This is a genomic window from Devosia sp. Leaf420 (assembly GCF_001425445.1).
GTDB lineage: Bacteria > Pseudomonadota > Alphaproteobacteria > Rhizobiales > Devosiaceae > Devosia.
On record NZ_LMQU01000012.1, the window covers coordinates 228,706 to 241,866 of the forward strand.

Below are 13,161 nucleotides of genomic sequence, written 5' to 3' on the forward strand. Positions count from 1 at the left end.
ATGACGCCGTGGCGGTGGGGGCCAGGGGCTACTGCTGCTCCTGCTCCGCCTGTCGTCGCAACACTTCCGATTCCGGCAATGCATTCGCATATTGTAGTTCGCGATTGGCTCTGGCCCAGAAGGCGGGGTGGACGCGGTCGAGCAATTCGGGCGGGGTCGGCGTTAATGCAAGTGAATCGGCGGTGTTTTCGTCGAGCCACAGAATGGCGTTCTGGCGGTACCAGGCGGGGATGGCGTCGTCGGTCCAGATCTTGTCGCGGATGACGTCATAGGGTTTGAGTCCATGGGCGGCGAAAAGGCCGGCCCAGAAGCTCGGCCATTGTTCGTTGACATGGCCGACGCCGCCCTGGCCGGGAATGGCGGCGGAAAAGAGCACGGCGGGGGCCATGGCGGCGAGGTCCGCGACGAAGCTCTCGGCGCGGCTGGGGGCCAAGTGCTCAGCGACTTCCAAGGATAGTACCAGGTCGACTTTGGGCCCGGAAAAGGGCTGTTCGAGGTTGTGGCCGCGAAAGTCTATGCCGGGATCGTCGAGCATTTCGGGGCGCACCCAATCGCCTTCCATGCCGAAGCGATAGTGGGCGCCGGAGGCGGCGAGGAAAGTGCCGGTGCCGCAGCCGATATCGGCGACGCGGTCGCGCTTGAGACCCTTCGGAAGGCTGCCGAAAATGCGGCTCGCGGCATGGGCCGTATGAGTCCGCCGATCGGCGTAAAAATCGGCGGGGTAGAGCGATGTCGGCATGGGGCAGAATCTCCTCGTGGTCACTCTACGCGGGATGCGGGTTCCCAGACCAGATCGTGATTTTTGCGGCGGAACCACTCACGGGAAGCGCCGTTGCAGAGGCAGCGTCATCTCAAACGAATTCTTTAAAGCAAATTCTTGGAGACGAGCACAAAATGGCTGACAAGCAACTCGACGATCTGTTTCTCGATACTCTTAAAGACATTTATTATGCCGAACGGCAGATCCTCAAAGCGCTGCCGAAGATGGCAAAGGCGGCAACTTCGCCCGAGTTGAAGGCCGGCTTCGAGCAGCACCACCAGGAAACCGAAGGCCAGGTGGAACGCCTGCAGCAGGTTTTTGACATTCTAGGCAAGCCGGCCCGCGGCAAGACGTGTGATGCAATCCTTGGCATTCTGGAAGAAGGCAAGGAAATTATGGACGAATATAAGGGCGCGACGGCGCTCGACGCCGGCCTCGTGGCGGCCGCACAGGCTGTCGAACATTATGAAATCGCGCGCTATGGCACGCTCGTGACTTGGGCCAAGCAGCTCGGCCACAACGACATCGCCCAACTGCTTTCCGAAACGCTGAAGGAAGAAGAAGCGACCGACAAGAAGCTGAGCCAGGTCGCTCTCGCCTCCGTGAACCAAAGGGCCGCTTAACCCTAGCGGGATTGCCGATGCAGAAAAACACTGCCCTTGCCGAGCGGATTCGCCAAACGGCTTACTTCCTGTCGCAACAGGATGGACATCCCGAGGGGAGGGCAACGGAGTATTGGCTCAAGGCCAAGGAAATGCATCTGCGTCAACTGGCTTATGACCGCTGGCTTGCCGAAGGCACGCCGGCGGATAGCTCGGAGCTTTTTTGGTATGAGGCCGAAAAGGAAATCGAGGGGAAATGAAAGCGGGCCCGAAAGGGCCCGTTTTTTTGTTCTGCGCACTTGGTAGCGCTGGGCCCTGCGAGCGTAGCTCTCCGGGCCTGAGCTGCTCAAAACTCCCCACCGGGGAGTTTTGTCGGCGCGGAGCGCCGCCGCAGCTCAGTCCTTCGCACGCTCCACGTACGAATTGTCTTCCGTGAGAATGACGATGCGGGTGCCGGCGCCGATGTGGGGCGGGACCATGACGCGGAGGCCATTGTTGAGGACGGCTGGCTTATAGGACGAAGAGGCCGTCTGGCCCTTGACCACAGGCTCGGTCTCGACGACTTCGAACGACATGCGTTGCGGCAATTCCATCGAGAGCGGCACGCCTTCGAAGGTCATGAGGTGAACCTTCATGCCATCGGAGAGGTATGCGGCCTGTTCGCCGATGACGTCATCGGGCGCAACCAGCTGCTCGTAATTGTCCGGGTCCATGAAATGGTGCCCTTCGCCATCCGAATAGAGATAGTCGTAGATACGGTCGTCGACGTCAGCCTTTTCGACCATTTCCACCGTGCGCCAGCGACCGACGACCTTCACGCCATCGGAGATGCGGCGCATGTTGACGTTGGTGATGGAATTGCCCTTGCCGGGATGAACGTTTTCCGCAGTCAGAACGACGTGGAGGTTGCCATCCTGCTCGACCACATGGCCTTTGCGCAGGGACGAGGCGATGACCTTGACCATATTTCTTCCTTGTTCGTGTCGATGGCGCGTACTAGAGCCTGAGCCGTCCGCGTGCCGATAAACTGTTGTCGAGCGCCCGATATCCTATTCCGCACCATTTCGCCAGTCCGGCACGGCAAGAAACCGCATGACCGCTTCGATCCCTCAATCCTCCTCGCCCTGGTGGGCGCCCGAGCGCCACGCCGATCGGCGTCCGGCGCTTCTGGCGCGCAGCCGGTTCGATGCGCGGGTGCGGGGGTGGTTTGCCGAACGGGATTTTCTCATCGTCGATCCGCCGGGGCTGCAGCGCTCGCCGGGTAACGAGACGCATCTCCATGCCTTTGCGACGACGATGATCGGCAATGATGGGGGAGGGCAGGCGATGTATCTTCATACCTCGCCCGAATTCACCATGAAGAAGTTGCTCGCGGCAGGCGAGACGCGGATTACGAGCCTGCAGCATGTCTGGCGCAATCGCGAGCGCTCGGCACTGCATCATCCTGAGTTCACCATGCTCGAATGGTATCGGGCAGGCGAGGGCTACGATTCCATCATAAACGATACTTTGGCGATCATCCGGCTCGCGGCGGAAGTGACCGGGATTGCCCAGTTCGAATTTCGCGGACGGGTGTGTGATCCACGGGCCGAGGCGGAGCGGGTCAGTGTTGCCGATGCGTTTTTGGCGCATGCGGGTGTGGATTTGCTCGCCACGATGGACGCCGAGGGGGTGCCGGACGGCGAAGCGCTGGCGGCGCAGATGATCTCTGTGGGGCTCGATGTGCCGGAGGATCGCAGTTGGAGCTATCTGTTCAGCCTGATCCTCGTTGAAAAAGTCGAGCCGAAGCTGGGGAATGGACGGGTGACGGTTCTGGATCGCTATCCGGCCTGCGAGGCGGCGCTGGCGCGGCGGGTGCCGGGCGATCGGCGGGTTTCCGAGCGGTTCGAAGTCTATGCGTGTGGCGTGGAGCTGGCCAATGGGTTTGGCGAACTGACCGATGCTGCCGAGCAGCGGGTTCGCTTTGTCTCCGAGATGGACGAGAAGGCGCGGATCTATGGCGAGCGTTATCCGGTCGACGAGGATTTTCTCGCGGCGCTGGAGCTGATGCCTGAGGCGAGCGGGGTTGCGCTGGGGTTTGATCGATTGGTGATGCTGGCAACGGGTGCGCAGCGGATTGAGGCGGTGCTTTGGGCGCCGGTGGCGGAATGAGTTTGGCGAAGAAACCCCTCACCCGTCTCGACCTTCGGTCGATCCACCCTCTCCCACAAGGGGCGAGGGGGGGCTCCACTCCTGAGGCAAGCAATGAGCCCATTTCTCCCCTTGTGGGAGAAGATGCCCGAAGGGCGGATGAGGGGTCTCGCACCGTTAAGTCCACTAAAGCCCTGGTTGAAGCTGGGCTGGTGCAGGATGCTGGCGCGCTCGATGCGGTTGCCGAGCGCTATGCAATCGGCATCACGCCGGCCGTCCTCGAACTCATCGACCCCGCTGACTCCAATGACCCGATCGCGCGCCAGTTTGTGCCGACTGAAGCTGAACTGCTGACTACGCCGGAAGAGCGCGCTGATCCCATCGGCGACCTGTCGCATTCGCCCGTCGAGGGGATCGTTCATCGCTATCCCGACCGGGTACTGCTTAAGGCGGTTCATGTCTGTCCGGTCTATTGCCGCTTCTGTTTCCGCCGCGAGATGGTGGGGCCGCAGGGGCTGGGGACGCTGACCGGGCCGGAACTCGATGCGGCGATGGAGTATATCGCGGCGCATGAGGAAATCTGGGAAGTGATCCTCACCGGCGGCGATCCGCTGGTGCTGTCGCCGCGGCGGTTGACTGGGCTGATGCAGCGGCTGGCGCAGATCGAGCACGTTAAAATCGTGCGGTTTCATACGCGGGTGCCGGTGGTCGAGCCGGAGCTGATCGACGATGCGATGGTCGAGGCGCTGATGGTGAGCGGCAAGACGACGTATCTTGCTGTCCATGCCAATCATCCGCGCGAGTTTTCGCCGGCCGCGCGGCAGGCGTTCAAGCGGCTGTTCGATGGTGGCGTGGCGCTGCTGAGCCAATCGGTGCTGCTGCGCGGGGTCAACGATGATGTCGAGACGCTGGCGGCGCTGATGCGGGGTTTTGTCGAGAACCGGATCAAGCCCTATTATCTGCACCATCCGGACCTGGCGCCGGGGACGAGCCATTTCCGGATCGGCATCGAAGAGGGGCAGGCGCTGGTTGCGGCCTTGCGCGGGCGGATTTCGGGCCTGTGCCAGCCGACCTATGTGCTCGATATTCCGGGTGGCCATGGCAAGGCGGATATCGGCGCCGCGACGGTTTCGGGCGGCGACGGGTGTTTTACCGTGCGCGATTGGCAGGGCGGCGAGCACGCCTATCCGCCGGAATGAAAAGGGGCGCCGCGTCGCCCCAAAACTTTTATTCGACGACGCGCGGATCGACGTCCTTGGAATAATCGACGCCGCCGACGCTGAAGCCGAAGAGCTTCAAAAACTCCTCGCGGTATTTTGGCAGGTCAGCGAGGTCGGCCAAGTTTTCCGTGTTGAGGACGGCCCAGCGCTTCTTGAGTTCGGCCTGCATGGCATTGGACAGTTCCCAATCGTCGACGCGGACGCGGCTGGCGTCGTCGAGGACGATGACGCCCTGGAGCTTGTCGCGGAAAAGGCGATCGATCTGCTGAATCGGGCCTTCGCCGAGGCCCATTTCGTCTTCGACCTTGATCAGCAGGGTGCCATAGAGCGGCACGACGGGAATGGCAGAGCTCGCTTGGGTTACGACGGCCTTGAGCGCGACGACATGAGCCGAATTATCGCCATGGGCGGCGCGGATGGCGGCGGCGGCGCGATCGAGATCGCCCTTGGCCTTGCCCAGCGTGCCCTTGTGATAGATCGGCCAGGTCAGCTCGGAGCCGAGATAGGTGTAGTTCAGGGTCGTGAAGTCGTCGGCGAGGACGCCGGCTTCCGACAGGGCCTTGATCCAGAGTTCCCAATCTTCGCCGCCCATGACCTTGACGGTCGCCTGGGCTTCTTCCTCGGTCGCGGGCTCTACGGAGATTTCCGAGACTTCGCCGGTGCCGGTGTTGAGGGTCTTCGACGTTACCGCGGTGCCATAGGGCTTAATGGCCGAGCGATAGGTGATGCCGTCCTTGGGGTCGGTGCGGACCGGGGAGGCGAGGGAATAGACGATGAGATCGACCTGACCGAGGGTCGACTTGATGGCTTCGACGGTCTCGGCCTTGACGGCGTCCGAGAATGCGTCGCCTTCGATGGTCACGGCTTTGGCGCCGGCGGCGCGAGCGCGATTTTCGAAGGCGCGGTTATTGTACCAACCGGCGGAGGCGGGCTTGGCTTCCCCGGGTTCGCGCTCGAAAGAAACGCCGACCGTATCGGCGCCAGAGCCGAAGGTGGTGACGATGCGCGAGGCGAGGCCATAGCCTGTCGAGCAGCCGAGCACCAGGACGCGCTTGCGATCGGAGGGGATCGGGCCCTTGATTACGACGTGATCGATCTGGCGCTGCACATTGGTGGCGCAGCCAGTGGGGTGAGCGGTGGTGCAGATGAAGCCGCGGATCTTGGGCTCGATGATCATGGGATTTTCTCCTCGATTTGCTCAAGCCAATAGACCGAATGTGGCGAAAGTGCTAGCCGCCGCTTGGGGTTTTGCCCGGGGCGACAACAGGTTTGGCACGACGTTGTTTGCAGTACTTTCGGGCAGAAAGTGTTCGGCTGGCACAGATTTTCCACAATTTGGGTGAAGTCACGGCTGGTTCACGCGCGCGTGATCCTATTCATTGCCACGAAATCGGGCCTATCGCTGACACATCAAGAGGCATCCATGTCCCAAGTCGCACTTCCCTTGCCGAGCCGATCGCTGACGCTGGCGCCAAAACCCTTTGCGGTGCCGGCTGGCTTTCTGTTTACGCTCGTCATCCTCTCCGCAATGGCCATTGGCCTTGCCTGGTGGCAGGGGCCGGGACTGTTGCGCGACTGGGAAGTGAGCCGCGATCCTGTGGTGCTCGACGATTGGGACATGGTCGATGGCGAGTGCTCCTCGCGCCGCGGGCTAACCGATTGCGAAGCCAATGTGACCTATTCCTATGACGGGCAGGATTATCAGAAATATATCACGCTCGCCTTTTTCGACCTGAGCAGCGGCGATTACACGGTTGATCTCGTGGTCTCGCGGGACAATCCAGACCTCGCAACGCTCAGCCTCGGGCTCGACATGCTGGAACCGTACCATCGTCATGGCGGTCTTCATGTTGCTCTTTGGCGGTGGCGCCATCGCCATGCTTTTTGCCGGGCTACAGGCAGGACGGGCTAATCGCGCGGTGGCCGGGCCGGGGCGCTTGAACGTCGTGCCGGTCGAGGTGATCGAGGTCAAGAAGGTGCGCGGCAAGGACGCCGTGACCTATCTCGACAATATCCGCTCGCCTTCCAAGCGGAACATTCGCACCTTCATGGACAAGGGGCAGGAGCCGCTGATCGGCTATGACGAAGCCGGCAAGCCGGTTGGCCTTGCGGTGTTGCACGAGCAGAGCAAAACGCCGATCCTGCTCGATAGCCGGCTCGAGCGCATCGAGATGACCGAAGGCGAACGCCAGGCGGCGCTTGCGGCATTTGACGCCGAGCAAGAGCAGCGTGGCGTCGTGCGCGCCGCCAATCCGTCGCCTACGGTCAAGCGCGGGCCGAATATCCTACGCGGTCTCGCGGCGGGCCTGGGCGTGATCGTGCTGGCGGTCGTCGCGTTCTTCGGCTTCTGGCTCTATTACGTGACCTCGGCGCCTGATGCGTTCGATTCCATCGGGATCGAAATCAACAACATCATGCCCGAGCCGCTGAACACCTGGGGCTGCGAGCAGCTCTACAAGCGCTTCGGCGATGATCGCGCGCCATTTGGCTGTACGGCGGATGATTATCAGAGCTGGAAGGTGGCGCAGCCGACGGGGAAGGTGAAGTCGTAATCGCTCACGTGGCGGTGGGTTTTCGGCTCCTGCGCCCCCTCTCCCTCTGGGGGAGAGGGTGGGGTGAGGGGGCCTTTTAGAGGCAACGTGGCTTCAGAAGCCCCCCTCACCCGGCCCTGCGGGCCGACCTCTCCCCCAGAGGGAGAGGTGAAGAAAGGAGCTAGCTCTTCGCTGGCCCTGCGGGGAAAATCCCGGACATTACCGTGAACCCCGGTACACGCCGTACCCTATCCGTCCAGCGGCGGAGGGCGGGGTAGTCCTGGCGGCCGATGCCGCCTTCTTCACTCAGCATCACATAGGGGAAGCAGGCGATGTCGGCGGTGGTCGGATGAGCCGGTGCGCAGAGCCAGTCGCGGCCGGATTTCTCGCCGAACCAGAGATGTTCATCGAGAATGCGGAAGATGCGATGCGCGCCCATTTGGCTTTTTTCGATATCGAAGGGATAGCTGTAGCCGAGTGCAAGGCGGGCAGCAGATGAGGTCGCGGTGATATCGTCGGCGACGGCGTGCCAGCGGAGGATTTCGGCGGTGACAGCCGGATCATCGGGAAACCATTGGCCCGACGTGTCGAACTTCTTGGCGAGATAGACGAGGATGGCGCCGGAGTCGGAGAGGACAAGATCGTCGTCTTTCAGCACTGGCAATTGGCCGAACGGATTGAGACGCAGGAACCAGTCGGCCTTGTGTTCGCGACCGGGGAAAAAATCAACCGGATGAATCGCATAGGGCACGTTGAGAATGTTCATCAGCAACCGCAGCTTGTAGCAGTTGCCCGAGAGCTCGAAGTCGTAAAGCGTTATGATCATTGTCAGATATCCAGAACCAGGCGGCCGGACTTCGCGCGGCTGACGCAGGTCATCATGCAAGTGTTGGACGCCTTCTCGGTCTTGTTGAGATAGACGTCCTGGTGATCGACTTCGCCCTCGATGACGCCGGTGAGGCAGGTGCCGCAGGCCCCTTGCTCGCAGGAGGAGGGGACGGTGAGCCCGGCTTCGCGCATGGTCTCGAGGATGGTGCGGCCGGCCGGGACGTGGAGCGTCATGGCAGAGCGGGCGAGTTCGACATCGAAGGCCGAGGAGGCATCGATGGTCTTGTCGTTCTGGAAATATTCGAAATGCACGGCTTCGTCGGGCCAGCCGAGCGCGGTCGCGGTTTCCTGCACCATTTCGAGCATGGCGCCGGGGCCGCAGATATAGACATGGTTGGCGAACTGGTATTGGCCAAGCACCTCGGCGACCTTGGCCTTGATGGCTTCGCGCGTGAGGCCGATATGGCGGTCGGCCCGGCCGTGGAGCACGTCGAGCTCGCTCGAAAAGGCCATGGTTTCGCTGGCGCGGGCGAAATAGTGCAGCTCGTAGTTGAGGCTCGACTTATCGAGGAAGCGCGCCATGGAGAGGAGCGGCGTGATGCCGATGCCGGCGGCGATGAGCACGGTGCGGGTGGCGTCGCGGCGGAGGGGGAAATTGTTGCGCGGCTCAGAAATGGCGAGCACGTCGCCCTCGCGAACGGTTTCGACCAAGACCTTCGAGCCGCCCTTGGACGCACTCTCGGCCTTGACGCCGATGGTGTAGCTCATCAGGTCGCCGGGTCCGTTGGTCAGCGAATATTGGCGCACGAGGCCATTTGGCAGGTGCACGTCTATATGGGCGCCGGGCTGGAAGGTCGGCAGGTGCTTGCCATCGCGGTCGGCAAGTTCGAAGCCGATGACGCCATCGGCAGACTGCCACTTGCGCTTGACGACGACCGGGAAGGTATTGCCGCGCGGCACGGCAATATCAGGCATGGTCGAGAGTTCGACCGAGACTTTTTCAAAGACCGGCTGCAGCGGCTCGGGCGCCGGCTTTTTGGCGGCGGCGCGTTCGAGGCTGTCGCGCAGCTTGGTCAATTGCTCGTTGTAATAGCGCAGCGTCGCGATCTCGTCGGCCGGCTTTTCCGGCAGGATGCCGCGGATGACCGAGCGGGCAGCGTCGACGGGCTGAACGAAGAAATGGGCGCTGCCCAGCGTAACGGCGCGGCCGGGGATGAACTCGACAGGCTGATCATCGGGCGCTAGGCGGGAGAGGCCGGCGAGGACGTCTTCGGGCGTGGCATTGACCGGTACGGGACGCAGTGCGAACCAATCGTGGTCCTCAGCGCCGGGGAAGGGGGCAAAGGGCTGGTCATCGTTCGCTGCAGACCAGATGAGCCCGAAGGCTTCTCGGACGGGATATTTGCGGTTTTCGATGCGGCGGGCGGGGGCGTCTGCCGGGTGGGCCGGAATATAGGTGCAGCCGGCAGAGCGATTGGCATAGCGCCAGCCATGATACTGGCACTTCAGCTCCTGGCCCTCGTTGATGCCGATGGAGAGGCGCACGCCGCGATGGAGGCACCGGTTTTCCCAGGCATTTACATTGCCATCGTCAGCCCGCCAGACGGCCAATTCGCGGCCGAGCAATTGGCCATGATAGACATGGCGAAAGGGCAGGTCCTCGCTCGAGGCGATGGGATACCAGGTGGGGTCGGATAGACTGAGGGGCATTGTCGATCAGATCCAAAGTTTGAGGATCGCGCCACGATCGAATTTTTAGTCACGATTGCCACCCTGGCGTACGGGGTGTCTCGTCTTTTTGCTCGGCGTCATCCCCGCGAGAGCGGGGATCTTACCTTGTGGCGGGGACTCCCGCGTTCGCGGGAATGACGCCGTGGTTTGGCGGTCAATTCGCCTGGGGAATCACCCCATACGTAATCCCCTTCTGGCTCAGCCATCTCCGATAGGCGATGGCTGACTTATCCGCGCGGATGGGGGTTTCCGAGCGCGGATCGAGCGGTAGTTTCTTGGGATATTGGTTTTCGAGGATCGGCTTGTCCTGGCCGAAGATGGTCTGCTGGAACCGGCGCAGGTCGGTGATGGTCGAGGTCGAGTCGATCATCGATTGCAGGAGATGCGCGCGGCAGGTTTCTTCGGTCATGGGCTGGAGGAAAATGCCGATGACATCGCGGCGGCTTTCGTCCTCGGGGCAGGATTTATAGAGCACCGAGCAGAAGGGATGCGGCACGCGATAGACGTATTCGACTTCCATGGCCTGGGTCGCGGATTTGGCGGCACGCGGCTGCATAAATTTGCACTTGGTGGCGAGCACTTCGTCGCGCTCTTCCGAAACTTCCACGTCGTATTCCTTGACCTCGGTATGTGGCTCGGAGCCGAGGATGTCGGTGTGGACATAGGGAAAGTGGCCCATGTCGAGGAAATTCTCGACGGCACGGGGAGCGGAGACGTGAATGCCGATGGAGCCGCAGCTCATGTTGACGCGGTCGGCTTCGGCAAATTCTGGAATCGGGAAGAGATCGGCCGATGGTGTGCCGAGGCATGTCCAGGTATAGCCATAGGCGGTTTTCACCGGCAGGCGATCGAGCACCGTTTCCGCGTCGATATCCTCGCCGTTTTCTTCATCGGTCGCGAACCAAACCACCGGCTCGCCATCGAGCCCGCGGGTCATGGCGAGGCGGCGATCGAGGAGGAGCGTGGTTTCGATAAGGCCGATCTTGAGCTCGTCGGTTGCGGCGACGACGTGCCAGAGATCGCGGGTGATGGGGTCTGGGGCTTTGGGCATGGGCGTGCTTTCGAGGTTCGCAGGAGAATAGCGATGTGGACGGGGCGTGCCAACAAAAAGTGCGGGTGAGGGTGTGCGGTTAAGGTTTGGGCAGTGCATACCGCTTGCCCCGCCGCCGTCATCACCAGGCTCGTCCCGGTGATCCATGGGATACTCCGGAGTGCGCGGAGAGTTGTATTGCCCGAACAAGTCGGGCAATGACGGTGGGGAGGTTTCGGCTTCCGCCTCGTGGACAGCGTGTCTAGACTGCTCACAGGAGGACACTATGGACAATCAAACCACCCCACGCTTTCCCGAGGCCCTGGTGCGCAGCCAGGTTGAGGCGCGGTTGGCGGAGGCGGGGGCGAGTGAAGCGTCGCGTGCCGCCGCGATCCGGGCGATGCTGCATGCTTCGCTCGTGGGCGTGGACAGCCATGGCGTGCGGTTGACCGAGCATTATTGCCGGATGTTGGGCGGTGGGCGGCTCAACCAGAACCCGCAATTGACGGTCGACAAGCGCGGGGCGGGGAGTGCGCTGATCCATGCCGATGATGGGCTCGGGCACTATGCGGCGTACAAGGCGGTCGAGGTTGGGATCGAACTGGCGCGCGAAGCCGGTGTTGGGGCGGTGGGCATTCAGCATTCCTCGCATCTCGGCGCGGCGGGGGCCTATGCGGTGGCGGGGGCGGAGCAGGGTTTTGTGACCTTTGCGACGACCAATACCGATTCCATGGTGGCGCTGTTCGATGGGGCGCAAAAATTCCACGGCACCAACCCGCTCGCCTTTGCGGCGCCGGTGGCCGAGGGGCGGCCGTGGCTCTTGGATATGGCGACATCGTCCATCCCGCTCAATCGTGTGCTGCTGCATCGCTCGCTCGACAAGGAGCTGCCGGCGGGTGTCGCGGCGACGCCGGATGGGCAACCGACGACCGATCCGCATGAGGCGGATATGCTGCTGCCGTTGGGCGGTGTGGATTATGGCTATAAGGGCGCGGCGCTTGCCGGGGTCGCGACGCTGTTTTCGGCGCTGCTGACCGGGACGACACTCGATGGCGATTTCATCCCGATGTATGGCGGGGACGATATCTCGACGCCGCGGAACATGGGGCATTTCGTGCTGGTGATCGATCCGGACAAGTTCGCTGGGCGCGAGGTGTTTTTGCGCGCGATCGGACGCTATCTCGAGAGCCTGCGGGGATCGCACGTGCGCAAAGGCGGGCGGGTGATGGCGCCGGGGGATCGAGAATGGTCGGAGATGGATAAGCGGAAGAAGGAGGGGATTCCGCTGGACCCGGATACGGTGCGGTTTTTGGGGGTGTAAGCAGGGCTGTCCACACACACGATGGACACCCTCCCCTTTGACGGGGAGGGGTGTTCACACGCTCGAAAATGGTGGCTCCCCTCGCCCCCTCCCCCGTCAAGGGGGAGGTGTGGCGTTGAGTGTGTGAGAGGCGCGGAGGACCCTCAATCTTCCCGATAAATATCAAACGGCCCGATCGCCTGCGTCGTCGCCATCAGTTCGATCTTGTTGACGTTGACATGCGCAGGCAGGGTCGTCGCCCAGAAGATGCTTTCGGCGATGTCGTCGGCATTCATGGCCTTGGTCTTGGAATAGGGCGCGGAGGCCTTGCCTTCGTCGCCCTTGAAGCGGACGAGGGAAAACTCCGTCTCGGTCAGGCCCGGCTCGATATTGGTGACGCGGACCTTCTTGCCCTGCAGGTCTGAGCGGAGGTTGAGGGCGAATTGTTTTACGAAGGCCTTGGTCGCGCCATAGACCGAGCCGCCGGGATAGGCATATTCGCCGGCTACCGAGCCCAGAGTAACGACATGGCCGCCGCCGCGGGCGATGAGGCCGGGCAGCAACAGGCGGACGGTGTAGACGAGGCCCGAAATATTGGTGGAGATCATGGTCTCCCAATCTTCGAGATTGGCTTCGGCGGCAGGCTGCAAACCAAGCGCGAGGCCGGCATTGGCGAGGACGATGTTGACGCCGTCGAAGGGCGCGGGAAGGTCGGCGATCGCCTTTTCCATGGCGGCCCGATCCTGCACGTCGAGGGCGATGATGTGGCAATTGTCAGCGCCAAGCTCGGCCTGCAGCTTTTCCAGCCGATCCTGACGCCGACCGGTTGCGATCACCTTGCCGCCGGCAGCGACATAGCGGCGGGCGGCAGCCTCGCCGAAGCCGGAGGTGGCGCCGGTGATGAAGACGACAAAGCGGCTGGGATCGAGCAGCTGGTACATTTTTCGGTCCTGGAGGAATGGTCGAAGGGGAGGGTTTCAGGGTGGACCCGCAGGCGCGTTGCCGTCAACAGGCGTGGTGGCTCGCAGC

14 protein-coding genes are annotated in these 13,161 nt (G+C 62.3%); 7 read left to right on the top strand and 7 right to left on the bottom strand.

Going from position 1 to position 13,161, the window contains the following annotated elements:
• Positions 1-28: 28 nt before the first annotated feature.
• A complete protein-coding gene (locus tag ASG47_RS14420) occupies positions 29-739 on the bottom strand; it encodes a class I SAM-dependent methyltransferase (protein WP_061910215.1) in 711 nt (236 codons plus the stop codon).
• Positions 740-894: 155 nt separating this feature from the next.
• On the opposite strand from ASG47_RS14420, the gene ASG47_RS14425 reads away from it, so the two are divergent.
• Positions 895-1,383 (top strand): ferritin-like domain-containing protein, encoded by a 489-nt coding sequence (locus ASG47_RS14425; RefSeq protein ID WP_061910218.1) that lies wholly within the window; start codon positions 895-897, stop codon positions 1,381-1,383.
• A gap of 17 nt (positions 1,384-1,400) precedes the next feature.
• Complete coding sequence (locus ASG47_RS14430; RefSeq protein ID WP_061910219.1) at positions 1,401-1,622, top strand: DUF2934 domain-containing protein; 222 nt, start codon at positions 1,401-1,403, stop codon at positions 1,620-1,622.
• Between the two features lie 135 nt (positions 1,623-1,757).
• Here ASG47_RS14430 and efp read toward each other — a convergent pair whose 3' ends face one another.
• Positions 1,758-2,327: an elongation factor P gene (gene efp, locus ASG47_RS14435; protein WP_061910221.1), complete on the bottom strand. Its 570-nt coding sequence runs from the start codon at positions 2,325-2,327 to the stop codon at positions 1,758-1,760.
• A gap of 127 nt (positions 2,328-2,454) precedes the next feature.
• Between efp and epmA the strand changes: the two genes are divergently transcribed.
• Both epmA and ASG47_RS14445 read left to right on the top strand, forming a co-directional pair.
• Positions 2,455-3,513 carry an EF-P lysine aminoacylase EpmA gene (gene epmA, locus ASG47_RS14440; RefSeq protein WP_061910223.1) on the top strand — a complete coding sequence of 353 codons (1,059 nt, stop codon included), beginning with the start codon at positions 2,455-2,457 and terminating at the stop codon, positions 3,511-3,513.
• Between the two features lie 113 nt (positions 3,514-3,626).
• A complete protein-coding gene (locus ASG47_RS14445; RefSeq protein WP_061910226.1) occupies positions 3,627-4,691 on the top strand; it encodes a lysine-2,3-aminomutase-like protein in 1,065 nt (354 codons plus the stop codon).
• Between the two features lie 28 nt (positions 4,692-4,719).
• Here the strand turns inward: ASG47_RS14445 and fabV are convergent, their stop codons facing one another.
• A complete protein-coding gene (fabV, locus tag ASG47_RS14450) occupies positions 4,720-5,889 on the bottom strand; it encodes an enoyl-ACP reductase FabV (protein ID WP_061910228.1) in 1,170 nt (389 codons plus the stop codon).
• A 246-nt stretch (positions 5,890-6,135) separates the two neighbouring features.
• On the opposite strand from fabV, the gene ASG47_RS14455 reads away from it, so the two are divergent.
• Entirely contained in the window at positions 6,136-6,624 is a 489-nt protein-coding gene (locus tag ASG47_RS14455; RefSeq protein ID WP_061910229.1) for a hypothetical protein, read from the top strand.
• The gene (locus ASG47_RS14460) at positions 6,560-7,264 is read left to right on the top strand and encodes a hypothetical protein (RefSeq protein WP_156464119.1); all 705 of its coding nucleotides are present in this window, start codon (positions 6,560-6,562) and stop codon (positions 7,262-7,264) included. Before ASG47_RS14455 ends, ASG47_RS14460 begins: the two co-directional genes overlap by 65 nt.
• Before the next feature lie 160 nt (positions 7,265-7,424).
• Here the strand turns inward: ASG47_RS14460 and ASG47_RS14465 are convergent, their stop codons facing one another.
• From ASG47_RS14465 to ASG47_RS14475, 3 genes are all read right to left on the bottom strand, one after another.
• Positions 7,425-8,066: a glutathione S-transferase family protein gene (locus tag ASG47_RS14465; protein ID WP_061910800.1), complete on the bottom strand. Its 642-nt coding sequence runs from the start codon at positions 8,064-8,066 to the stop codon at positions 7,425-7,427.
• Between the two features lie 5 nt (positions 8,067-8,071).
• Positions 8,072-9,781, bottom strand: a complete 1,710-nt coding sequence (locus ASG47_RS14470) for a Rieske 2Fe-2S domain-containing protein (protein WP_061910233.1) — start codon at positions 9,779-9,781, stop codon at positions 8,072-8,074.
• Positions 9,782-9,956: 175 nt separating this feature from the next.
• Entirely contained in the window at positions 9,957-10,853 is an 897-nt protein-coding gene (locus tag ASG47_RS14475) for an aromatic ring-hydroxylating oxygenase subunit alpha (RefSeq protein ID WP_061910235.1), read from the bottom strand.
• Between the two features lie 265 nt (positions 10,854-11,118).
• Here ASG47_RS14475 and ASG47_RS14480 point away from each other — a divergent pair, with 265 nt between their 5' ends.
• Complete coding sequence (locus tag ASG47_RS14480) at positions 11,119-12,153, top strand: Ldh family oxidoreductase (RefSeq protein ID WP_061910237.1); 1,035 nt, start codon at positions 11,119-11,121, stop codon at positions 12,151-12,153.
• Positions 12,154-12,296: 143 nt separating this feature from the next.
• Here the strand turns inward: ASG47_RS14480 and ASG47_RS14485 are convergent, their stop codons facing one another.
• A complete protein-coding gene (locus ASG47_RS14485; protein WP_061910239.1) occupies positions 12,297-13,073 on the bottom strand; it encodes an SDR family NAD(P)-dependent oxidoreductase in 777 nt (258 codons plus the stop codon).
• Positions 13,074-13,161 lie beyond the last annotated feature (88 nt).